This window comes from Gaetbulibacter jejuensis (assembly GCF_039524015.1).
GTDB lineage: Bacteria > Bacteroidota > Bacteroidia > Flavobacteriales > Flavobacteriaceae > Gaetbulibacter_B > Gaetbulibacter_B jejuensis.
The window spans coordinates 930,788-955,368 of record NZ_BAAAGF010000001.1 but is presented as its reverse complement, the minus strand read 5'-3'; the positions used below and the strand labels follow the sequence as shown (position 1 = coordinate 955,368).

Genomic DNA, 24,581 nt, shown 5'->3' with positions numbered 1-24,581 from the left:
TATTAAGTTTTATAAACTTCTTACAGCTTCTTTAAATTGACGACCTCTGTCTTCATAGTTTTCAAACAAATCAAAGCTTGCACAAGCTGGTGACAACAACACATTATCTCCTGCTTTAGCTATCTTGTAAGCAATTTTTACAGCTTCGCTCATGTATTGAGTTTCTACGATAACATCAACCATTGAACTAAAGTTTTTCAATAGCTTTTCATTATCAACACCAAGACAAATGATTGCTTTTACTTTTTCGTTTACAAATGGATATAACTCCTCATAGTTATTGCCTTTATCTTCTCCTCCAACTATCCAAATGGTTGGTGCATCCATACTTTCTAAAGCAAAATAAGTAGCATTTACATTTGTTGCTTTGGAGTCGTTAATGTACTGTACTTTATTAATTTTAAGTACACTCTCCAATCGATGCTCTACACCTTGAAAGTTCTCTAAACTCTCTCTTATTGTCTGTTTTCTAATTTTTAGCAAATGTGCTACTGTTGAAGCAGCCATTGCATTTTTTACGTTATGTTTTCCTTCTAATGCTAAATTTGCTGTCGGCATAATTATTTGGTCGTTATCAATTGTTATTTTTATTGTCTCGTTTTCTAAATAGGCTCCATTTTCAATAGGTTTAGTTAAAGAAAATGGTAACATTTTGGATTGAACAGGATGCTTTGCTAGCCAGTTTGTGATGACTTCATCATCTGCATCATAAATCAAATAATCGTCTTTAGTTTGATTCATTGCAATGCGAAATTTTGAAGCGATATAATTTTCAAACTGATACTCATATCTATCTAAATGATCTGGTGTGATGTTAGTGATAACTGCAATGTTTGGTTTAAAACTCACAATATCATCCAACTGAAAGCTGCTTATCTCTAACACATAGTTTTTATAGTCCTTTTCTAATATTTGCTTCGCAAAACTGTCTCCTATATTTCCTGCTAATCCAACATCCAATTCTTGTTTTAAAATATGATGTGTTAAACTAGCTGTTGTAGTTTTACCGTTGCTACCAGTTATTCCTACAATAGTTGCATTGGTGAATTTTGAAGCAAATTCAATTTCAGAAACCACCTGAATTCCTTGAGCTCTAATTTGTTTTACTAAAGCTACTTTTTCAGGAATCCCAGGACTTTTCATTACTACATCAGCATTCAGAATTTTACTTTCTGTGTGCTTTTCATCTTCCCATTCAATCTCATTATGTATAAGAACCTCTTTATATTTTTCTTTTATTTTTCCCTTATCGGAAACAAAAACTTCATATCCTTTTTCTTTCCCTAAAAGCGCAGTTCCAACTCCACTTTCTCCTCCTCCAAGAATCACTAACCGTTTCATTTATCTTATCTTCAATGTCACTATTGATATGATTGCCAACAAAATGCCAACAATCCAAAATCTTGTAACTATTTTACTTTCGTGATATCCTGATTTTTGATAATGATGATGCAATGGCGACATCTTAAAAATGCGTCGTCCTTCACCATATTTTTTCTTTGTATACTTGAAATAGCTGACTTGCATAACTACCGAAAGGTTTTCAGCTAAAAAGATTCCGCACAACACAGGAATCAACCATTCTTTTCTAACAGCAATAGCAATTACAGCTATAATTCCACCAATAGTTAAACTGCCTGTATCTCCCATAAATACTTGAGCTGGATAGGTATTATACCATAAGAAACCAATTAATGCTCCTACAAAAGCAGCGATGTAAATAGTGATTTCTTCAACTCTTGGGATATACATAATATTGAGGTAATCGGAAAAAATGATATTACCCGAAACCCAAGCAAAAATTCCTAGAGTAAGCACAATTATTGCAGATGTACCAGCTGCTAAACCATCAATACCGTCGGTTAGGTTTGCTCCATTGGAAACTGCTGTAATAATAAAAATGCTCACCAATATGAAAATGACCCAAGCATACTTATTTAGGTTTGGATTAATCCATGTAATCAAATCGGAATAATCAAACTCATTTCCTTTCACAAAAGGAATGGTGGTTTTTGTAGACTTTTCTTCAACATCAAATAACTTTGCTGGAGGTAAATTTGGGTTTTCAGCAAGCATTACTTTTTGCTGTTCTTCTGGTAATTTTTCTTTTATAGTTACATCATCACTAAAGAAAAGTGTTGCTCCAACTATAATTCCTAAGCCTACTTGACCTAAAACTTTAAACTTTCCTTTTAATCCTTCTTTATCATTTTTGAATTTTTTGATATAATCATCAATAAACCCAATAGTTCCCATCCAAAGTGTAGTAATAACAAGCAAAATGATGTAAATGTTTTCCAATTTTGCCAATAACAACACAGGAATTAATGTTGCTAGAATAATGATGATTCCACCCATTGTTGGTGTACCAGCTTTTTCCACTTGACCTTCTAAACCTAAATCTCTAATAGTTTCTCCAACTTGCTTTTTTTGAAGGAATCTTATAATACGTTTACCATAAATAGTAGAAATTAACAGCGACAGAATAATAGCAATAGCAGCTCTAAAGGTTAAGTACCCAAAAAGCGATGCACCAGGAAACTGGAACTGTTTTTCTAAATATTCAAATAGGTAATACAACATCTTATTTTTGTAATTGCTTTAAAAATTCCTGTACTATTTTATAATCGTCAAAATCAAAGCGTTCGCCTTTAATTTCTTGATAGGTTTCATGACCTTTTCCTGCTATAAGAATAATGTCATTTGGTTGCGCCATTTGACAAGCTGTTTTTATGGCTTGTTTTCTATCAACTATCGATAGTGTTTTTTTATAATTTTGAGGTTCAACCCCTTTTTCTATATCTTCAATAATTATCTCAGGAACTTCACTTCGTGGATTATCACTAGTAAAAATTACTTTAGTGCTCAATGCAGACGCTATGTGTCCCATTTTTGGTCGCTTAGTCTTATCTCTGTCACCACCACAACCAACAACCGTTATGAGTTCTTCATTTTTTGTTCTGATATTATTAATGGTTTCCAACACGTTTTTTAATGCATCAGGTGTATGAGCATAATCTACAATGGCAGTGATTTTTTCATCAGACACCAAATACTGAAAACGACCACTCACACTTTCTAATTCGCTAATGAGTTTTAAATTCTCAACTTTTTCAAGTCCTAATAATTCAGCTGTAGCATAAATTGCTAAAATGTTATAAGCATTAAAACTTCCAATCAATCGTGTCCAAACCTCATTATCATTAAGTTTTAAAAGCAATCCGCTAAATTGATTTTCTAAAATTTGAGCTTTATAATCAGCATACGACTTTAATGCATAGGTGATTTTTCTTGCTTTTGTATTTTGAAGCATCACCAAACCATTTTTATCATCGACATTTACCAATGCAAAAGACTTAGCTGGCAACTGATCAAAAAACTGTTTTTTCACATCTCTATATTCAGCAAATGTGTTATGATAATCTAGATGATCATGAGAAAGGTTTGTAAAAATACCACCTTCAAAAACCAATCCTTCTGTTCTATTTTGATGAATACCATGCGAACTCACTTCCATAAAGCAAAACTCCACACCTTCATCATTCATTTCACTTAAATACTTGTTTATTGTAAGAGAATCAGGTGTTGTATGTGTAGCTTTAAACTCTTTATCACCAACCATTATCTTTACTGTTGACAATAAACCAACTTTAAAACCAGCCTTTTTAAACAACTGATACAGCAATGTAGAAACCGTTGTTTTTCCATTAGTTCCTGTCACTCCAACAAGCTTTAAATTTCCTGATGGATTACCGTAATAGTTAGCAGCCATAAACACCAATGCTTTACTAGCACTATCAACTTCTATGTAAGTGATTCCGTTTTGCAACTGCTCAGGAAGCGCTTCACATACTACAGCTCTAGCTCCTAGTTCTATTGCTTTTTCAATAAAATTATGACCATCAACAACCGAACCTCTAATTGCCACAAACACGTCGTTGGTTTTGATTTGGCGTGAATCAAACTCAATAGCATTCACCTGCACACCTGTACTACCTACAACTGCATTGATGGTTACTTTATACAATATGTCTTTTAACGCTATCACGATGCTTCTAAAACAATTACTTGGTTCTTTTTAAGTTTTATACTCTTGTCTACCGACTGTTTTTTTACAATTCCACTACCATTAAGTTTCACTTTCACTTCTACATCCATATTCTCTAATAATGCCAATGCGTCCATAGCAGACATTCCAACAACATCAGGCATAATAGTTTTGTATTTTTGAGCTAGCTCAAAGTAAGTATCAAAATCACTTTTAGTTTTAGTATCCACTAATTCTAAAGTTTCCACTTCATCAACTAAAGGCGTATCTGTATGTATTTTTTGAGCTATTTTTTTAAACACTGGACCTGACACATCTGCTCCATAATACCCAACACTTTTATCAGGCTCATGAATAACAACTATACACGAATACTTTGGATTTTCAGCAGGAAAAAAACCTGCAAAAGAAGATATATAATTGAGCTTATCTTTATTTGCATAGTCTTTTTGACACGTACCAGTTTTACCAGCCATTGAGAAATTAGGCGAGTACAACTTATGACCTGTACCGTGTTCTTTATCGACTACATTTTTAAGCAATTGCTTTACTTTAGAAACCGTTTCCTGAGAACAAATTCTTGGGTTTATGATTTCTTTTTTAAATGGGACGATCGTTTCATCAAACTCTTTTACCTCTTTTAAAAACTGAGGCTTCACCATTTCACCATTATTGGCTATAGCATTATAAAATGTTAGCGTTTGAAGAGGCGTAAATGATACTCCATAACCATAAGCCATCCACTGTAATGCAATACCACTCCATCTTTTCTTATTATCAGGATGTGGAATAATTGGCTCTCCTTCACCTAAAATTGGCAAATCCAACTTTTGATTTAAATTCATTTGATACAAACGCTCAACAAACTTTTTTGGGTTGCTTCTATAATGCTGATCGATTGCAGAAACTATTCCTGTGTTTGAAGACACTTCAAAAGCTTTCCCTATAGAGATTTTACCATAACCTCCACGTTTAGAATCACGAACTTTTTTACCATAAAAACTCAAGATTCCGTTTTTAGTATCCACAACATCACTTGTGTCTATTACCTTATCTTCTAAAGCAGCAGTAAGCGCCATTAGCTTGAATGTTGAACCTGGTTCATGCGACTCCCAAACTGCGTAATTTCTTCTTTCGTAATAATTCCCTTCAGAGTTTCTTCCTAAATTAGCAATAGCCTTTACCTCTCCTGTTTGGGTTTCCATCACCACAACACAACCATGGTCAGCTTTATATTTTTCTAGCTGTTCCAACAACGCATGATGAGCAATATCTTGAATATTAACATCAATAGTTGTATACACATCATACCCATCTTTAGGCTCTGTTTGGTTGTAATCAGTTATTGGTTTCCATTGACCATTACCTATCTTTTGCTTTAACCTATGACCATTAGTACCTTTTAAGTACTCCTCACCATAAGCACCATCAATTCCTGCTCTTGTAACATTTCCATCTTCATCTACACGCTCATAACCAATAGAACGATGCGCAATTCCACCCATTGGGTGCTCTCGCTTCGTATTCTGCTCAACTATTAAACCACCTTTTATAGCACCAAGTTCTAACAAAGGAAAATTTCTAACTCTTAAATAATCAGAATATCCAATATCTCTCGCTATTAAATAATATCTGTTTTTATTTGCTCTCGCTTTTCTAATTCTTTGTTGATGGTAAGAAGCTGGTTTTCCTGTGAATTTTGCCAGCGAATCGCAAAGCGGTTTTATATATTCTTGAAAGGTTTTGTTTTGAGGCTGTACAGCATCTAAACGAATATCATACTTAGGAATAGATGTCGCCAAAAGACTTCCGTCAGCCGAATACACATTACCTCTGTTAGCAGGAATCTCAACATTTTCAACAGCACGTTTTACTCCAAGATCTCTGTATTTATCACCTTGAATAAACTGAATATCCACTAACTTGTAAACCACAAGAAAGATAAACACAAACATGCATCCTGCAACAAAGTACAACTTGTTTAATATGTCTTTTTCAGTTACTGCCACTAGTTATTCCTGAGCTTTTACTTTTATTTTTTTTGGCGGAATTAATGAAGGCACAATACCTTTTTCTGCCATTTTTGTTACAATTGACGATTCCATTTTAAGCCTCATCAATCTTGAGCGTCCATCAACAAATGCTGAACGCAATTCTTTGACTTCATTATTAAGTTTCGCTATTTCATGTACTTTTTTATCTGCACTATGCGAACTCGCTATCATTATTATAGCCAAGGCAGAAATAAAAATGATAACTCTCCAGTTTTTAAAAGAGTCATCACTTATTAAAAATTTACCTTTCAGAATACCATAAATACCTTTCTTCATAGTTTTTCTGCAATTCTTAATTTTGCGCTTCTTGCTCTATTATTAATTTTTATTTCTTCTTGTGTTGGCACAATAAGATTTCCTACTTTTTTTAAAGGCACTTCAAAATTTCCAAATACATCTCGTTCTGGCTCACCTTCAAACAAGCCATTTCTTATAAATCGTTTTACCAACCTATCTTCTAACGAGTGATAAGAAATAAAACTTAAACGACCTCCTTTTTTTAGGAGCTCAGGTGTTTGCAACAACAGTTCTTTTAACACCTCAATTTCTTGATTCACCTCAATTCGAATTGCCTGATAAATTTGAGCTAGTATTTTATTTTCTCTTTTAGGTTGCAAAAATCGTTTTAACACTAACTTTAATTGTTCACTAGTTTTTATCTCAGCTTTTGAACGCTCTTCAACAATTACTCTTGCCATTGCTGGAGCTTGACGCAATTCTCCATACTGATAAAAAACTTGACGCAATTGCTCCTCTTCATAATCATTTATCACATTGTAAGCCGACAAATGACTATTTTGATTCATTCGCATATCTAATTCCGACTCAAAACGAGTTGAAAACCCTCTTTCAGCAACATCAAATTGATGTGAAGACACACCAAAATCTGCCAAAATCCCATCTACTTGCTTTACACCATAAAATCTCAAAAAACGTTTTATGAATCTGAAATTTTCATTTATTAGTGTAAAACGCTCATCCTCTAAAGCATTAGACAATGCATCCTGATCTTGATCAAAAGCAAACAATTTTCCATCAGGACCCAATTGCTTTAAAATTGCCTTACTGTGACCACCACCACCAAAAGTGACATCCACATAAACACCATCAGGTTTAATATCTAAACCTTCAACTGTCTCATTAAGTAAAACCGGATTATGATATTCCATTGTCATCATCGTCTTGTCCCATTACTTCTTCAGCTAAGTCAGCAAAATCTAAAGCAGCATCATCAATAGCTTGCTCATACTTGTCTTTATCCCAAATCTCAATGATATGTATTGCCGAAGACACCACAATCTCCTTGCTAATTCCAGAGAAAGCAATCAAATCTTTCGGGATTAAAAGTCGACCAGTAGCATCTACCTCAACCATTTTAACTCCTGCCGTAAAGCGTCGTATAAAATCATTATTCTTTTTCTTGAACCTATTGAGTTTATTCACTTTTTGCATCAACAACTCCCACTCACTCATTGGATACAACTCCAAACAAGGCTGAAAAACCGCTCGCTTTAACACAAAACCATTTTGTAGCACAGGAGACAACTGCTTTTTTAGGGCAGCAGGAAGCATTAGCCTTCCTTTGGCGTCTACTTTGCACTCGTATGATCCTATTAAAGTGTTCAAAATGATTATTTTATACTTCTAACGAATTCAATTCAAATATATTGAAAATATTACCACATTTTACCACTTTATACCACTTTTGTTAATAATTTTTTTATTTTAACAACAATTAAGCGCTAAAAAAGGTTGTAGTTATTTAAAAATCAGAGGTTTATTTTTTTATGAAGACCCATTGATTAGATTGTGAAAAACTCTATGAAAAACAATTTTTCACTAAGGGGTAAAAAAGGGAGTATTTATCAATGAAATAACTATATTTGTTTAAAATGACATCACTAACTAATACATGAAACACCTTTTAAAAACAGAAAAAAATTACAGTTATATTGAAGTAGGAGAAGGCACGCCAATAATTGTTTTACACGGTTTAATGGGAGGGTTGAGTAATTTTGACGCTGTTACAAATTACTACAGTACAAAAGGTTACAAAGTCATTATTCCTGAGTTACCAATCTACACCATGTCATTACTAAAAACCAATGTAAAAAGTTTTGCAAACTACCTGCATGATTTTATTGAGTTTAAAGAGCTAGATAACGTTATCTTGTTAGGAAATTCTCTTGGTGGTCATATTGGTTTATACCATACTAAAATGTATCCTGAAAAGGTTAAAGCATTAGTAATTACAGGAAGTTCTGGACTATATGAAAGTGCAATGGGAAGTGGTTACACCAAGCGAAGTGACTATCAAGTTATCAAGAAAAAAGCCCAAGATGTATTTTACGACCCAGCAGTTGCTACCAAAGAAATAGTTGATGAAGTTTACGAAACTGTAAACGACAGAAACAAGCTTATAAAAACATTGGCAATTGCTAAAAGTGCGATACGACACAATATGGCAAAAGACCTTCCTAAAATGCAAACACCAACTTGTATTATTTGGGGAAAAAACGACACTGTTACTCCACCTGAAGTTGCTGATGAATTCCATAGTTTATTACCTGATTCTGATTTATTTTGGATTGATAAATGTGGACACGCAGCTATGATGGAACACCCTGAAGAGTTCAATTTGATTTTAGAAAAATGGCTTTCTGCCAGAAACTTTTAAAACATGTTAATTAAAACAGCAGAGTTTGTAATAAGCAATTCTGAAGTTACAAAATGCCCAAAAGACATATTGCCTGAATATGCTTTTATTGGTAGAAGTAACGTTGGAAAATCCTCGCTAATTAACATGCTCACCAACCATAAGAATTTAGCAAAAACCTCTGGAAAACCAGGAAAAACTCAACTAATTAATCATTTTTTGATTAATAAAAACTGGTTTTTGGTGGATTTACCAGGTTATGGTTATGCAAGAGTCTCTAAGACTGCTAAAAAGAAATTTCAAAAATTCATTACCAATTATTTTGAACAACGTCAACAACTCGTATCTGCATTTGTACTAGTTGATATTAGACATAATCCTCAAAACATAGATTTAGAATTTATGGAGTGGTTGGGAGAACACGGAATCCCCTTTTCTATTATTTTTACAAAAGCTGACAAACTGAAACCTAAAGCTATTGAACGAAATATTTCAGAATATGAAATGGAAATGCTTAAAACTTGGGAAGAAATGCCTAATTACTTTGTAACCTCTTCAAGTAAAGCCATAGGTAGAGAAGACGTTTTGCAGTTTATTGACAACACGAATAAAGAAATTAACGCTTTAAGAAACTAATAGGTTTAATTTTTCACATCCAATGCATCTCTAAGTGCATTACCTATAAGCATAAAAGCCATTACCAAAATCATAATACATAAACCAGGGATTATTGCCAAATAAGGTTTTCCTAGTATAATATAATTATAATGATCTTTTATCATTGCTCCCCAACTTGCCATTGGTGGTTGCGCTCCAATACCTAAAAAGCTCAATCCACTTTCAATTAAAATTGCAGCCGCAAAATTTGCTGCCGATATGACAATAATTGGAGCCATAATATTGGGTAATATATGTCTGGTAACAATTCTAAAATCGGTATAACCTAAAGCTTTAGCAGCTGTAACGTATTGCATTTCCTTTACGCTTATAACTTGTCCCCTCACTACTCTAGCAACTTCAACCCACATAGTAAGTCCTACTGCTATAAACACTTGCCAAAACCCTTTATCTAAAGCCAATATAATAGCAATAACCAAAAGCAATGTTGGAATAGACCAGGTTACATTAATAATAAACATAACTATTGTATCAACCACTCCACCAAAGTATCCAGCTAAACTTCCCATAAAGATTCCAACTACTAAAGAAATAAATACAGCTATAAAACCAATAAAAAACGAAATTCGAGAACCTATCAATACTCTACTCAATAAATCCCTTCCGTATTTATCAGTACCAAACAAAAATGTACGTTCTTTTATAAAAGGCTTAAAATCTTGATTTGGAAAAGTACTTAGGGCAATTTCTTTTTCCACACCTATTAATCCATCAGAGGCATATTCAGTATATACTAATTTATCATTATTAACTTTAAATTCTGAAATTGGGATTTCGGTATCTGTATTTTTTTCACCATAAAATATTTTTGACAAGAAAGATTGATTATTATTAATTTCTGACGGAATGGTGAGAATATTCACTTTAAAACCAGGTTTTTTAGAGTGAATTGTTAAATGCATTTGATTTGCATTTTGAGAATTATCTGGTGCTAAAACATAGGCAAAAACAGACACTAACCCAATGGCAACAATGAGCCAAAAACTTAAAACGCCCCAAAAGTTCTTTTTAAACTTTTGGAGCGCTAATTGTGTTAATGAGTTACTGTTTTTACTCATTTATTTTAATCTTTTACTGCAGCTACTTTTGTTTTAACACCATAGGTCATTTTAAGATCGTTTAAAACATTTAAAGCCTCTTCAATATACACATCCTTACTTAAATTTTGATGCCAACGCTCACGCTTTTGTTTTAAAACAGAGTCTTGCTCCATTAATTTAATTTCATAAGGCAATGAATTAAATGTAAGATTAGTTTTGTAATCTGCTATTTTTTCAAAACGTTTCGCTTCTTCTTCATTAGTATTTAAACGCTCTTTGTATTTTTTATAGTTAAGAGAAAAGTTTTCTGTTTCTCTAATAGTATTAATCCATTTAGCATTTTCATCAATTAACTTTAACTGATCGCTATTAGCCATACGCTCTCTACTTTTTGAAATTGTAGTTTCATAATCGTAATAGTTTTCCCAAAGGTCATAATCTGTAGCATCAATTTTATCCCATTCTAAAGGACTGTCATACGTTCTTTCACCAATACCAATATACTTATAACGGTCTGGAACTACAATATCACTCTTTACTCCTTCTAACTGCGTTGAACCACCATTAATTCTGTAGAATTTTTGAGTCGTGAACTTTAATGCTCCCATATCTCCATTGGAATTGTTTCTCACCATTCTATTAAGGTCTAGTACATTTTGCACTGTTCCTTTACCATAGGTTTGCTTACTTCCAATAACTATTGCTCTTTTATAATCTTGCATTGCAGCAGCTAAAATCTCTGATGCTGAAGCAGAAAGTTCGTTAACCAATATTACTAACGGTCCATCCCAAACAATAGACATATCTCTATCCTTTAAAACTTCTTTTGGTTCACCTGTAGTTTTAACTTGAACTATTGGACCTTCTTTAATAAACAATCCTGCCATATCTACAACCGTTTGAAGTGATCCTCCTCCATTATCTCTAAGATCTAACACAAGACCTTCCATACCTTGTTGCTTTAACCTTATGATTTCTTGTTTTACATCTGAAGCCGCATTTCTTTTATTATAATCGTCAAAATCAACATAAAACTTAGGTAAATTGATAACTCCAAATGTTTTGTTGTCTTTAATTACTGTTGAAGATTTTGCATAAGTTTCTTCTAATTCCACAATATCTCTAGTAATTGTAATGTCTTCTATTGTACCATCAACTTTTTTCAAAGTTAAGGTTACATCAGTACCTTTTGGTCCTTTTATGAATTTGATAGCATCGTCTAAACGCATACCAACTACACTTACAGCCTCTTCTTCATCTTCTTGCTTTACTTTCATTATTTGGTCTCCTACCTGAAGTTCGTTTTGTCTCCAAGCTGGACCACCACTGATAATTTCGTTAACCAAAATAGCATCCATTTTCTTTTGAAGTCTTGCTCCAATACCTTCAAAATTACCAGACATATCTACATCAAAACGATCTTTATCTTCTGGTGCAAAATAAAACGTATGTGGATCATACTCCTCCACAATTGCATTGATATACACTGAAAACCAATCTTTACGTTGTCTTTCACCTATAAAAGCGTACAGTTCATTTAAAGAGTTTAAGGTTGCTTCTCTAGCTTCTTCTTCTAGTTGTTTTTCAGTTTTTACTGTATTTGCTGCATCACTATTTTCATCAAATGCCATTTCTGGATCTTTATTTTTAGCTCCACGTTCTTGCTGCACTAATAAATCATCATAATTAGCTATAGTTGAAAACTTAAGCTGTTGTCTCCAACGCTCTTTCATCTCTTTTTTAGATGTCACATAAGGCATTGAATCATAATCGGTAGAAAAATCTTCGTCCACATTGAAGTCAAAAGGTTTTGACAATACTTCTTTGTAGATTTCTTTAGACTCTTCCATACGCTTTAATAGTCTTTCATGAGTTAAATTAAAGAACGTTAAATCGTATTCTTTAATCTGGTCATCAATACTATTTCTATAAGCACTGAATTCCTCAATATCCGACTCATAAAAATAACGCTTTAGTGGATCTAATTGCTTTATATAATCATCAAACACTAATCCTGAAAAATCATCATCTACGTCAACTGGACTGAAATGACCTTCATTTAAAACATAACTAATAAGTTGAATAAGTAATTTATCTTTGTTAGGGTCTTCAAAGGTTTTTGAGGTAAAACTACAAGAAGCAAATGCAAGTAGTAAAACCAAAAGCAAAATTTTATAGTTCCTTTTCATAATATCTTTCATATTTATACTTTAACTGTATATAACTACAAAAATTAAGTTATATTTTTCACTAAAGTAAAAGAAAAAACCGTGCCAATAAAATATAGCCCTACTAATTTTTTGTTAAACCTAACATAACAGGTAATTGAAGGGTTTTATTTATTTTAGCAGCTAACAAACAACAATATATTTTATGGCAAAAAGACCTCTTATTTTAGTTACAAACGACGATGGCATAACTGCTCCAGGAATTAGAACTTTAATTGAAGTTATGAATAGCATTGGAGACGTTATTGTTGTAGCTCCTGATAGCCCTCAAAGCGGAATGGGACACGCAATTACTATTAATTCAACACTGTTTGTAGAAGAGATAAAAATTGACGAAGGCAAACAAAGAGAATACAGTTGTTCTGGTACACCTGCCGACTGTGTAAAACTTGCTATAAATGAAATTTTTGACCGCAAACCAGACCTTTGTGTTTCAGGTATAAACCATGGCTCAAACTCATCTATAAATGTTATCTATTCAGGAACAATGAGTGCAGCTATTGAAGCTGGTATTGAAGGCATTCCTGCTATAGGGTTTTCGCTTTTAGATTACAATTGGAACGCTAATTTTAAAGCCACAAAATCCTTTGTAAAAACTATTGCTGAAAATGTTTTAAAAGAAGGTTTGCCAAAAGGAGTGGTTTTAAATGTAAATCTTCCTAATCTTCCCAAAAAAGATATAAAAGGCATAAAAGTATGCCGACAAGCTAAAGCGAATTGGGAAGAAGAATTTGACAAACGTAAAAACCCACAAGGTCGAGAATATTACTGGTTAACAGGTAAATTTGTTAACTTAGACAAAGGAGAAGACACTGATGAATGGGCTTTAAAAAACGGCTATGTTTCAGTAGTACCAATACAATTTGATTTGACAGCTCATCATTGCATACAAAACTTAAATACCTGGAAATTGAATGGTTAAAAAGGAAGTTTTTATTGGATTTATTGTTGGATTAATTGCTAATTTTATGGGTTTAATATTAGCAGTCTATCTTTTTGGAAATGGCGATGATATTGAAACCACTATTAGGCAATCCTTAGCGGAAGGTTTTTTTAGTAAATTAGTAAGTATAGGAGCTATTTTAAATTTAGGTGCGTTTTTTATTTTCATAAAAAAGAAACAAGATTATAGAGCTAGAGGTGTGCTTTTAGCTACGGTTTTAATAGCAGTATTTACATTTTTGGTAAAGTATTTATAGATGAAGTATTACATAATTGCAGGAGAAGCGTCAGGTGATTTACATGGCTCAAACCTTATGAAAGCATTACAAAAAATTGATGTAAATGCTGAATTTAGGTTTTGGGGAGGCGACCTCATGCAAGCTGTAAACAACTCTCTGGTAAAACACTACAAGGATTTAGCCTTTATGGGTTTTATTGAAGTGGTTATGAATTTAAGAACCATAACCAAAAACCTAGCCTTTTGCAAAAAAGATATTGAACAATACAATCCTGATACTATCATTTTTATTGATTATCCTGGTTTTAATTTACGCATTGCTAAATGGGCAAAACAAAAAGGCTACAAAACACATTACTATATTTCTCCACAAATTTGGGCATGGAAAGAAAATCGTATTAAGGATATAAAACGAGATGTCGACCACATGCATGTTATTCTTCCTTTTGAAAAAGAATTTTATGAAGACAAGCATAATTATCCTGTAAATTTTGTTGGTCATCCATTAATTGACGCTATTGGAGCACGACAACAAGTTGATGAATATAGTTTTAGAGCAGAACATGAGCTCAACAAAAAACCTATTATTGCTTTACTACCAGGAAGCCGAAAACAAGAAATTAAAAAAATGTTATCGGTTATGCTCAGTGTTGTTGACGATTTTCCTGGTTATCAGTTTATAATTGCTGGAGCGCCAAGTCAAGATTATAGTTTTTATGAGCCTTTTATCACAAATAACAACGTAAGTTTTATTAGCAACCGAACTTATGATTTACTCAGTGTATCCTACGCTGCATTAGTAACTTCTGGCACTGCAACTTTAGAAACTGCATTGTTTAAAGTTCCTGAAGTAGTATGCTACAAAGGAAGTTGGTTATCTTACCAAATAGGAAAACGATTGGTAAAACATATTAAATACATCTCATTGGTAAATCTTATTATGGATAAAGAAGTGGTTACCGAATTGATTCAGGATGATTTTAACACCAAACGTTTAAAGCAAGAATTAAAAATTATTCTAGACGATTATCAACGTGTGAAATTTTTCTTGAACTACTATGATTTAGAAAAAAAATTAGGAGGCAAAGGCGCAAGTAATAAAACTGCTGAATTGATTTTTAAAAGCTTAAATTAAAACAGGTTTGTTGATAAGAGTTTTCATAACTATTCAAAAGCCTTCCCAAACTAATAATTTATTGTTTTTATTTTGTTTCAATTCTTAATTTTAGTCACAAATTCAATACATGAGAAACTTTACTATACTACTACTAGCACTTATCTGTTTGAATAGTTGTAAATCCTCAAAAAAAGCCAAAAGCTCACATAAAACCACTACCAAAACCGAAAAAAGGGCAACTAACACAACTAACCCAACATCAAACGCACTTGCTGAAAGTATCGTAGACTATGCTAAACAATTTGATGGTGTTCGCTACAAATATGGTGGAACTACCAAAAAAGGAATGGATTGCTCTGGACTGGTAATGACAGCTTTTAAGAGTGAAAATATTATGCTACCTAGGACAACCTCAGACCTTTCGGTTACAGGAAATTGGATAGACCTTAAAGAAGTTCAAAAAGGAGATTTGATGTTTTTTGCAACAAGAAAAAATAGCCGAAAAGTTAATCATGTTGGCATAGTTACTTTTGCTAGCGAAGGCAATGTTGAGTTTATTCATGCTTCAACAAGCGCAGGAGTGATTATATCGTCGTTAGCTGAACGGTATTGGTATTTTGCATTCGTACAAGCTCGAAGAGTACTGTAAACCATTATTTTTTAGTAACTTAGACTATGAAGTTACTAAATTTTACTCTTATAAAATTAACGCTTTGTTTAGTTATCGGGATTTATATAGGTTATTATATTACAATTCCATTACAACTATCATTATATACTAGTCTTAGTTTAGTCTGTCTTTTATTTTTATGCTTTCTCTATCTTAAAAACAAGTTTAAAAACTCCATTTGGTTTGGACTAATTACTTTTATTACTACGATAAGTATAGGTGTGTTAACTCATAACCTTCATGATGAAAAACAATTTTATAATCACTACACCAAAGTAGTGGAAATAGATGAATCGGCTTCAAAAGAAATTACATTTAGAATACGAAAACAACTAAAACCAGGGAACTACTACAATAAATATATTATTGACATTTTAAAGGTTGACTCAACTATTGTTAATGGAAAATCTTTATTAAACATTGAAAAAGATTCTACTCTAAAACGTTTAAAAACCGATGATATTTATATCACATACTCTCCCATAAAAGATTTGATTAACCCTCTAAATCCAAATCAATTCAATTATAAAAACTATTTAGAGAAGCAATATATCTATCATCAAATTTTCACTAATCAACAGTCCATTTACAAAACAAAGTCCAAGAGCAATACTATTTTTGGTTATGCAGCTGCACTTAGAAATACCATAAATGCTAAATTGAAACCATACAACTTCGCTCCAGATGAACTCGCAATTATAAATGCTTTACTATTAGGACAACGACAAGATATAAGCGAAGACGTTTACAACAACTACACCAATGCTGGAGCAATACACATTCTTGCAGTTTCAGGGCTTCATGTTGGGATTATATTACTCCTACTAAATGTTTTATTAAAACCTTTAGAACGTCTTAAACACGGTAAACCCATTAAAATACTGTGCATACTCCTACTGCTTTGGAGCTTTGCCATTATAGCAGGATTATCAGCATCAGTTACTAGAGCTGTAACCATGTTTAGCATTGTTGCCATTGCTATAAATTGGAAACGACCAACAAACATTTACAACACACTAGCCATATCTATTTTTATATTGCTGCTCATCAAACCTATGTTTTTATTTGATGTTGGGTTTCAACTTAGTTATCTAGCTGTTATTGCTATTGTTACATTTCAGCCTATACTTTACAAACTATGGTCTACTAAAATAAAGCCGCTGGACTATTTTTGGCAAATTTTCACAGTTACAGTAAGTGCTCAATTTGGAATCATACCTGTAAGTCTTTATTACTTTCATCAGTTTCCTAGTTTATTTTTTATTTCAAACCTTGCTATAATTCCGTTTTTAGGATTGATTTTAGGTCTAGGTATTCTAGTCATTGTTTTAGCAGTTTTAAATAGCCTTCCTGAATTTCTTGCTAATTTTTTTGGAAGTACAATTAATGCAATGAATTTAATTGTTGCTTGGGTATCCAAACAAGAAACATTTTTATTTAGAGATATCCCTTTTAGTTTAGCTCATGTTTTAAGTAGCTACTTAATTGTTGCTTCACTTTTTGTGCTGAATAAGAAAAGGAACTTTAAGAGTTTAACTTTCCTGCTTATCGCTATTATGGTATTTCAAGGTGTTTTGATTTATACAAAATATGAGACCTCTAATAAACAATTTATCGTATTTCATAAAAGCAGATACAGTTTGATTACTGAAAAATCTAATAGAAATATGATAGTTTATCATAACCTAGACAGTACAGGTTTTAAAAATGATAAAGTCATTAAAAACTACAGAGTTGGTAATTTTATTGAAAGTTTTAAAACAGACTCACTGAAATCTATCTATCAAGTTCAAAACAAAATGGTATTAGTAGTAGATAGTTTGGGTGTTTACAATGTTACAGCGTTTAAGCCTAATTATGTATTACTTCGTAACTCTCCTAAGATTAATTTGCAACGTTTGATAGACTCTATTCAACCAGAGGTCATTATTGCTGATGGCAGCAATTACAAATCTTACATTAAAAGATGGAAAGCAACGTGCTTAAAACAAAAACTCCCTTTCCATCAAACTAGTGAAAAGGGAGCGTTTATTATTGAATAGTATTTTTAACCTTGAAACTTTGGTTCAAATGCAGTGTAATACGCATTGAAATCCTCTTGAGAGGTCATGTTCTTGTGTTCATCGTTTTTGAAGAGTTTTAAGTACAACTCTATTTGTTGAGGCTTTTGATAACCTCTTAAAGGTGTAAGCACTTTTCCTTCTTCATCAAAAAACACGATAGTAGGATATGCACTTACTTTTAAATGCCTTGTTAACTCATGAACTCCATTTCTACGATTTGCCAATTCTGGCTTGTAGCTTTTATTAGTAAATGTTTTGCCTTCATAAGTAACCTTATCATTTCCTTCGGCATTAAACTTAACAGCATAGTAATGCTCGTTTACATAATCTGCCACATCTTTATTTTGAAATGTGTTTCGGTCTAACATTTTACATGGACCACACCAATTTGTATACACGTCCATCATAATTTTTTTAGGTTTTTCTTTTTGAAGTTTTAGAGCTTCTTCAAAAGTCACCCAATTAATCTCCTGAGCTACACTACTAACTGTAGTTAATAATGCAAATACTAATAAATATCTAAGTTTTTTCATAATATCATTTGTTGCAAAAGTTATTCCGAACTTACAAAAAATGCTCCAAAAGAGGAGCATTTTACGTTTATTTTAACGAATTACTCGTTATTTAACACCATGCATTAATTTTTTCAATACAGGGTTTAGAGCAAAAACAAGTAATCCTGCAACAGTAGGTACAATAGTAAAAATCACAAAAAACGTAGACAAACTATATTCTTCTGTTATATTTTCGATTTGCCCTCCAAGCACAGCAGCAAGTTTATTACCAATAGCAATTGCCAGATACCACATCCCAAACATCAAGGCAATCATTCGTGCGGGAACAAGCTTACTAACATAAGACAACCCAACGGGAGAAAGACATAACTCTCCCAAAGTATGAAACAAATATGCTAATATTAACCAAACCATACTTACTTTAACTCCTTCTACCAGTCCATAAGATCCAAAAGCAAGTAAACCAAAGCCAACTCCCATTATAATTAATCCTAATGCATATTTAGTAGCTGCACTTGGATTATATTTGCTTTCCCACCATCTTGAGAAAAATGAAGCAAATACAATTATAAAAAAGGAATTTAGAATACTAAACCAGGATACGGTTATTTCTACCTCATTATCTCTTACTTGAGTAACTTGAGCCTCAACCACACCATTATCTCTATTTAATTGTATTCCTTGATTAACGGCAAAATCTAGTCGTTCAGAATTTAAATACCCGAATTCTGTACCTTCATTATTTTTTGTAATAATGTTAAGTTTATCCCCAACTTTAAAGTCTAATGGCTCAGCAATTGATGTAGTTCTCGTTACAATTTTATCTGAAGGACTTATGGAATAACCCTGTGTAACTGGAAGATAAACAAACTTTAATTCACCTGTTTCAGTCTTTTTTTGGACTCCGTTTTCATCCAAATCTGCTTTTTCAATTGCGTTGTAAGAAACATCATAAGCAATAGTTTTAAAATCTCTATTTAGCATCCAACCAACAATTCCCCACATTAATAAGAAACAAATTACTAGAACAATATTAGATCCTGGAATCTTTTTAAATGTTTTCTTCCAAAGCAGATACAATACCCAAGAAATAATTACCAGTGGAATAACTGTTAGTAATGTATTTATAATATTAAAAGCAATTGCAGAATTACCACTTAACATCCTGTCCACACTATCTCTAGCAAAAATAACTAATGACGATGCACCTTGCTCAAACGACAACCAAAAGAACACTGTAAAAAAGGCAAATATGATAAATGCAATCATCCTACCTCTAACAACTGCTGTATATCTTAGAATTCTTCCTATAACTAGTATTAAGAACAGAACTAAACCAAATAAAACTGCTATATATTGCCCTTCAATATCTCCAATTTGGAACGCTGAAAACATATCTATATTAGCAATCTTAGACATTGGGTCATTTATAGCATAACCAAGACCAATTATTGATGAAATAATTATTAAAACTTTATCTAAAGTGGTAAACGGATTAGGTTTTTCATCATCTTGCTGTTTATTTTCTGTTTCGACACTTTTCTCGTTTACATTTTGAGGCAATTCTATCTCATGAACTTTAGTAGGTTTGGCTCCAATTTTTCCAAACAAGGGTCCTGCTAACCAAAATTGAAGGGTACCTAAAAGCATAAACACACCTGCTAATCCAAATCCATAAGCCCAACCTATTTTTTCGGCTAAATAGCCACATAACATCATTCCAAAGAAAGCTCCTGCATTTACTCCCATGTAATAAATTGTATAAGCTCCATCCTTCTTTTCTGGGTTTTTCTTATACATCTCAGAAATAATGGACGTCATTGTTGGTTTAAAAAAGCCTGTACCTACAACTAAAAGCACTAATCCGAGATATAATGAAAACTCTGTTTCTAAAGCCATAGACGCATGTCCTAAAGTCATAATTAATGACCCAATAATAACAGCCCAACGATATCCAGTATATTTATCAGCAATATAACCTCCAATAATTGGTGTTACATATAACAACATAGCATAGGTTCCAAATAAGGCACCAGCATTTTCAACAGACCATTCCCAACCAGGATTGTAACCTATTGCAGCCATGGTTAGAAAATTTACTAGTAGAACTCGCATGCCATAAAAAGAAAATCGTTCCCACATTTCAGTGAAAAATAGCACAAAAAGACCTGCAGGATGACTTAAAACCTTGTCTTTAAACAGATTTTCAATATCAGTATTCATAGTGTTAGTTTTAGTTAAGAAAAGAGAAACCCTTGCCTGTATAAATCAGCAAGGGCATTATATTTAATATTAAGTTAGTTTGCTTCAGAATCAGCTAATTCAAAACCTTCAGTTTCGTCACTTGAGATTTCACGCTCGTTATCTTCAGCTCCATGTGTAAGACGTTTTAAAGGTTTAAGTAACAAAATTACAAGTAAACCAAATAGAACCGTAAAAATTGTAATTCCTGAGAAGATTGCATATTCACCAAATTCTGATGCAGATTCTCCAATAACTCCTGCCACTTTATTACCTAATCCTGTTGCTGCAAAATAAACTCCCATCATTAATGAGGCATATTTTACAGGTGCTAATTTTGTAATAAACGATAAGGCTACAGGCGAAGAACATAACTCTCCAATAGTATGGAATAAATAAGCCAAAACAAGCCATTGCATTCCTGAGCTACCATTAGCATTGTACTCTGAAGCTGCAAAAATCATGAATACAAAACCTAATCCCATAATCATTGTACCAACAGCCATTTTAAATAATGACGAAGCCTCTTTACCTTTTAATTTTCTTTTTGCCCAATATCCTGCAACAATGGTTGCAAATATGATAATAAATCCTGCATTTAAACCTTGGAACCATGTTGCTGGAATATCCCATCCAAATAAAGTTCTATCGGTTTTGGTTTTGGTGTAAATACTCATTAATCCACCTGCTTGCTCAAACGCTCCCCAAAACACAATAACAATTAGGAATGATAATAATAAAACCAAATACCTATCTCTTGATACTTGTGTTTCTAAGTTTTTATATATCATCATCATTACACCTGCTACTAAAGCAATAAATATGTATAAGGCTGTATAACCCCAACTATCAATACCATCATAGCTAAACCCTGCATAAAACGCATAACCTATTATAAGCAAAACAATTACAAGGTTCAATGGAGACTTCATTAAATCACCAAATAACTTACCTAATGAAACATCAGTTTTCTTATCCTCTTCAGTTGGCTTATTTCCAACGTTAATCAAAAACTTTTGACCATACATGTAAACCATTAACCCAAACAACATTGCAATTCCTGCTAATCCAAAACCGTAATGCCATCCTATTTTTTCACCTACATATCCAACTATAAATGTTGCTAAAAGTGATCCTAAATTAATACCAATATAAAAAATACTAAATCCTTTATCTCTTCTAATGTCTCCTTGTTTATACAGGCCTCCTACCATTGTAGAAATATTAGGTTTTAAGAGTCCAACTCCTAAGACAATTAAGCCTAAACCAGTATAAAAAGCCCACATAGGCTCAAAAGCAAGAATACCATGACCAGCTACTAAAATTAGTGCTCCATAAAGAACCGCCTTCTTTTGTCCTAAAAACTTGTCTGCAATCATACCACCAGGTATGGACATTACATAAACCAACATGGTGTACCAACCATAAAGCATTATAGATTCAGAATCTAACCATCCTAGACCTGGATTATCTGCTGTTGTTTTTTCTACCAAGTATAGTGTTAATAACGCTCGCATTCCGTAATAAGAAAAACGTTCCCACATTTCAGTAAAAAACAAAATGTATAATCCTACTGGATGTCCCCAAAGTTCTCTTTGGTGTGGCTTTAGTGTTGTAGCTGACATAAAATTTATTATTAGTTAGTAATTTATTGATTTTTAAAAGGTAACACACCTTTATTTTTGCTTTTAAGGAGCCGCCTTAAATTTTTAGCAAAATGATGTCAAGTTTACTAAAAATTATGCAAAAAACCGTAACTATTAACAGTTAAATGTGCAATATTACGCTTGGCAAAGTATTTTAAACACAAGAATAGTATCTTTGTAGACATAAATAAAAATTAATGAGCAAAACTATTTCTGGGTTTTCAAAACTTTCCAAATCCAAAAAAATCGACTGGATTGTAGACACTTATTTTTCTAATAAAGAAGCTGCTAAAACTGTATTAAAACAATATTGGAATTCTAACGAGAAGCTACAACAGCTTCATGATGAATTCATTGAAAACACAATCACCAACTACTATTTGCCTTTAGGTGTTGCTCCCAATTTTTTAATTAACGACAAAACTTACACTATTCCAATGGCTATTGAAGAGAGTTCAGTAGTTGCAGCTGCTAGTAAAGCTGCTAAGTTTTGGTCAGATCGTGGTGGGTTTAAAGCTGAAGTTATTTCAACCACTAAAATAGGACAAGTTCATTTTATTTTTAATGGTGAAACCGAAAAACTCAAGTCTTTTTTCAATTCTACAAAGTCAAAACTTATTGAAGACACTCATGCAATCACCAAAAACATGCAAGCACGTGGTGGAGGTATTCTAGATATTGAGTTACGTGACAAAACCAATGCTATTGAAGGCTACTATCAACTGCATGCAACCTTTGAAACGCTTGATGCTATGGGAGCAAACTTTATTAACTCTTGTTTAGAGCAGTTTGCTAAAACTTTAAAAACTGAAGCTGAAAGTAAGCTTAACAATTCCATAGAAATTGTAATGAGCATTTTATCTAATTATGTTCCAGATTGCTTGGTAAAAGCTGAAGTAAGTTGTCCTGTTAATGCCTTAAGTGATGACAACTCTATTACAGGCGAGGACTTTGCTAATAAGTTTTTACAAGCTGTAAATATAGCTGAAGTTGAACCTTACAGAGCTGTAACTCACAACAAAGGCATTATGAATGGTATTGATGCTGTTGTTTTGGCTACTGGTAATGATTTTAGAGCTGTTGAAGCGGGAGTTCATGCGTATGCCTCTAGAAACGGAGTGTATAGTAGTCTTACACATGCTGAAGTAAAAGATGGCATCTTCAAGTTTTGGATTGAAATTCCTCTAGCGCTTGGAACTGTTGGAGGACTTACAAGTTTACATCCATTAGTAAAACTTTCTTTAGAAATGCTAAACAAACCATCAGCTAAAGAGCTAATGCAAATAGTTGCTGTTGCTGGATTAGCGCAAAACTTTGCCGCAATTCGCTCACTTATAACTACAGGAATTCAACAAGGTCATATGAAAATGCACTTGATGAATATTTTAAATCAGTTTGAAGCTACTTTAGAAGAAAAAGAACAACTTGTTGAGCATTTTAAGTCCAATACCATAACACATAGTGCAGTAATTGAAGCTATTGAAAACTTAAGACGTTAATGCAAACTTTTTTTAGTAACGGAAAATTATTATTAACTGCAGAATATGTAGTATTGGATGGAGCTTTATCATTAGCTATTCCAACCGATTTTGGTCAATCAATGGTTGTTGAACCTATTAATGAGTCTAAAATTATTTGGAAAAGTTTTGATGAAACTGGAGCTATTTGGTTTGAAGAGGTGTTTCTTTTAAATAACCTTTCTAGTAGCGATTACGACAACCCATTTTCAAAGCGACTAATTGAAATATTTAATGCTGTAAAACAACTTAACCCAAACTTTTTTGAAAATTCTAACGGCTTTGAAATTGCAACGCTATTGGATTTCCCAAGACATTGGGGACTTGGAACCTCTTCAACTTTAATTAACAATATTGCTAATTGGGTAAATGTAGATGCTTACAGACTATTAGAGCTTACTTTTGGCGGAAGTGGTTATGATATTGCTTGTGCGCAACATAGTTCTCCATTAACCTATCAACTTCAACCTAACAAGAGCAAAACAATTAACACAGTTGAATTTAACCCAGGCTTTAAAGAGCAACTCTATTTCGTTTACCTTAACAAAAAACAAAATAGTAGAGATGGTATTGCGCAATACAAGTCTAACTCAACAAATATTAGTGCTTCTATTTCTGAAATAAATGCTATTACTTTAGCTTGCATTTCTTGCGAAACGTTAACAGAATTCAACAAGCTCATTACAACTCACGAAAGTATTATAAGCAAACTCATAAAACAAGAACCTGTAAAACACACTCTTTTTAGCGACTTTAACGGAAGTGTAAAAAGTCTTGGTGCTTGGGGAGGTGATTTTGTTTTAGCAACATCAGAGACTAACCCAAGCTCTTATTTTAAAGACAAAGGGTTTGATGTAATACTTCCTTATTCTGAAATGGTTATTTAAACACATAAAAAAACTCCACTTTTCAGTGGAGTTTTTATTTT

At 32.8% G+C, this 24,581-nt stretch carries 21 protein-coding genes; 9 read left to right on the top strand and 12 right to left on the bottom strand.

Annotated elements, in window-relative coordinates:
• Positions 1-9: 9 nt before the first annotated feature.
• From murD to mraZ, 7 genes are read right to left on the bottom strand one after another with little or no spacing between them, the layout of a single operon-like run.
• Positions 10-1,341: a UDP-N-acetylmuramoyl-L-alanine--D-glutamate ligase gene (murD, locus tag ABD011_RS04210; protein WP_343796038.1), complete on the bottom strand. Its 1,332-nt coding sequence runs from the start codon at positions 1,339-1,341 to the stop codon at positions 10-12.
• Positions 1,342-2,583 carry a phospho-N-acetylmuramoyl-pentapeptide-transferase gene (gene mraY / locus ABD011_RS04205; RefSeq protein ID WP_129759327.1) on the bottom strand — a complete coding sequence of 414 codons (1,242 nt, stop codon included), beginning with the start codon at positions 2,581-2,583 and terminating at the stop codon, positions 1,342-1,344.
• 1 nt (position 2,584) lies between these two features.
• On the bottom strand, positions 2,585-4,048 hold the full coding sequence (locus ABD011_RS04200; RefSeq protein ID WP_343796034.1) for a UDP-N-acetylmuramoyl-L-alanyl-D-glutamate--2,6-diaminopimelate ligase: 1,464 nt from the start codon (positions 4,046-4,048) through the stop codon (positions 2,585-2,587).
• A complete protein-coding gene (locus ABD011_RS04195) occupies positions 4,045-6,003 on the bottom strand; it encodes a penicillin-binding protein (RefSeq protein ID WP_343796784.1) in 1,959 nt (652 codons plus the stop codon). Before ABD011_RS04195 ends, ABD011_RS04200 begins: the two co-directional genes overlap by 4 nt.
• Before the next feature lie 57 nt (positions 6,004-6,060).
• Positions 6,061-6,378, bottom strand: coding sequence for an FtsL-like putative cell division protein (locus ABD011_RS04190; RefSeq protein ID WP_129759329.1), 318 nt, complete (start codon positions 6,376-6,378; stop codon positions 6,061-6,063).
• Entirely contained in the window at positions 6,375-7,280 is a 906-nt protein-coding gene (gene rsmH, locus ABD011_RS04185; RefSeq protein WP_243832937.1) for a 16S rRNA (cytosine(1402)-N(4))-methyltransferase RsmH, read from the bottom strand. Before rsmH ends, ABD011_RS04190 begins: the two co-directional genes overlap by 4 nt.
• Positions 7,258-7,728 (bottom strand): division/cell wall cluster transcriptional repressor MraZ, encoded by a 471-nt coding sequence (mraZ, locus tag ABD011_RS04180; RefSeq protein ID WP_131506023.1) that lies wholly within the window; start codon positions 7,726-7,728, stop codon positions 7,258-7,260. The genes rsmH and mraZ overlap by 23 nt, the downstream gene beginning before the upstream one ends.
• 286 nt (positions 7,729-8,014) lie before the next feature.
• Between mraZ and ABD011_RS04175 the strand changes: the two genes are divergently transcribed.
• Both ABD011_RS04175 and yihA read left to right on the top strand, forming a co-directional pair.
• On the top strand, positions 8,015-8,779 hold the full coding sequence (locus ABD011_RS04175; RefSeq protein ID WP_343796029.1) for an alpha/beta fold hydrolase: 765 nt from the start codon (positions 8,015-8,017) through the stop codon (positions 8,777-8,779).
• A gap of 3 nt (positions 8,780-8,782) precedes the next feature.
• The gene (yihA, locus tag ABD011_RS04170) at positions 8,783-9,394 is read left to right on the top strand and encodes a ribosome biogenesis GTP-binding protein YihA/YsxC (protein WP_343796027.1); all 612 of its coding nucleotides are present in this window, start codon (positions 8,783-8,785) and stop codon (positions 9,392-9,394) included.
• Between the two features lie 5 nt (positions 9,395-9,399).
• Here yihA and ABD011_RS04165 read toward each other — a convergent pair whose 3' ends face one another.
• Both ABD011_RS04165 and ABD011_RS04160 read right to left on the bottom strand, forming a co-directional pair.
• Entirely contained in the window at positions 9,400-10,494 is a 1,095-nt protein-coding gene (locus ABD011_RS04165) for an ABC transporter permease (RefSeq protein ID WP_343796025.1), read from the bottom strand.
• Between the two features lie 5 nt (positions 10,495-10,499).
• Positions 10,500-12,665: a carboxy terminal-processing peptidase gene (locus ABD011_RS04160; RefSeq protein WP_343796782.1), complete on the bottom strand. Its 2,166-nt coding sequence runs from the start codon at positions 12,663-12,665 to the stop codon at positions 10,500-10,502.
• Between the two features lie 184 nt (positions 12,666-12,849).
• Between ABD011_RS04160 and surE the strand changes: the two genes are divergently transcribed.
• The 5 genes from surE to ABD011_RS04135 all read left to right on the top strand — a co-directional run bounded on the left by surE (position 12,850) and on the right by ABD011_RS04135 (position 17,713).
• Positions 12,850-13,626, top strand: coding sequence for a 5'/3'-nucleotidase SurE (surE, locus tag ABD011_RS04155; protein WP_129759336.1), 777 nt, complete (start codon positions 12,850-12,852; stop codon positions 13,624-13,626).
• Positions 13,619-13,903, top strand: a complete 285-nt coding sequence (locus ABD011_RS04150) for a hypothetical protein (RefSeq protein WP_131506026.1) — start codon at positions 13,619-13,621, stop codon at positions 13,901-13,903. Before surE ends, ABD011_RS04150 begins: the two co-directional genes overlap by 8 nt.
• Positions 13,904-15,019, top strand: a complete 1,116-nt coding sequence (gene lpxB / locus ABD011_RS04145) for a lipid-A-disaccharide synthase (protein WP_343796021.1) — start codon at positions 13,904-13,906, stop codon at positions 15,017-15,019.
• Positions 15,020-15,128: 109 nt separating this feature from the next.
• Entirely contained in the window at positions 15,129-15,650 is a 522-nt protein-coding gene (locus ABD011_RS04140; RefSeq protein ID WP_343796019.1) for a C40 family peptidase, read from the top strand.
• A 26-nt stretch (positions 15,651-15,676) separates the two neighbouring features.
• Positions 15,677-17,713, top strand: a complete 2,037-nt coding sequence (locus ABD011_RS04135; RefSeq protein WP_343796016.1) for a ComEC/Rec2 family competence protein — start codon at positions 15,677-15,679, stop codon at positions 17,711-17,713.
• 5 nt (positions 17,714-17,718) lie between these two features.
• Here the strand turns inward: ABD011_RS04135 and ABD011_RS04130 are convergent, their stop codons facing one another.
• The 3 genes from ABD011_RS04130 to ABD011_RS04120 form a co-directional block, all read right to left on the bottom strand.
• Positions 17,719-18,267 carry a thioredoxin family protein gene (locus ABD011_RS04130; protein ID WP_187347835.1) on the bottom strand — a complete coding sequence of 183 codons (549 nt, stop codon included), beginning with the start codon at positions 18,265-18,267 and terminating at the stop codon, positions 17,719-17,721.
• Between the two features lie 87 nt (positions 18,268-18,354).
• Positions 18,355-20,472: a peptide MFS transporter gene (locus tag ABD011_RS04125; protein WP_343796014.1), complete on the bottom strand. Its 2,118-nt coding sequence runs from the start codon at positions 20,470-20,472 to the stop codon at positions 18,355-18,357.
• Between the two features lie 74 nt (positions 20,473-20,546).
• Complete coding sequence (locus ABD011_RS04120; protein WP_131506031.1) at positions 20,547-22,115, bottom strand: peptide MFS transporter; 1,569 nt, start codon at positions 22,113-22,115, stop codon at positions 20,547-20,549.
• A 218-nt stretch (positions 22,116-22,333) separates the two neighbouring features.
• On the opposite strand from ABD011_RS04120, the gene ABD011_RS04115 reads away from it, so the two are divergent.
• Both ABD011_RS04115 and ABD011_RS04110 read left to right on the top strand, forming a co-directional pair.
• Positions 22,334-23,635 (top strand): hydroxymethylglutaryl-CoA reductase, degradative, encoded by a 1,302-nt coding sequence (locus ABD011_RS04115; protein ID WP_343796011.1) that lies wholly within the window; start codon positions 22,334-22,336, stop codon positions 23,633-23,635.
• The gene (locus tag ABD011_RS04110) at positions 23,635-24,540 is read left to right on the top strand and encodes a GYDIA family GHMP kinase (RefSeq protein ID WP_343796009.1); all 906 of its coding nucleotides are present in this window, start codon (positions 23,635-23,637) and stop codon (positions 24,538-24,540) included. The genes ABD011_RS04115 and ABD011_RS04110 overlap by 1 nt, the downstream gene beginning before the upstream one ends.
• Positions 24,541-24,581: the final 41 nt, after the last annotated feature.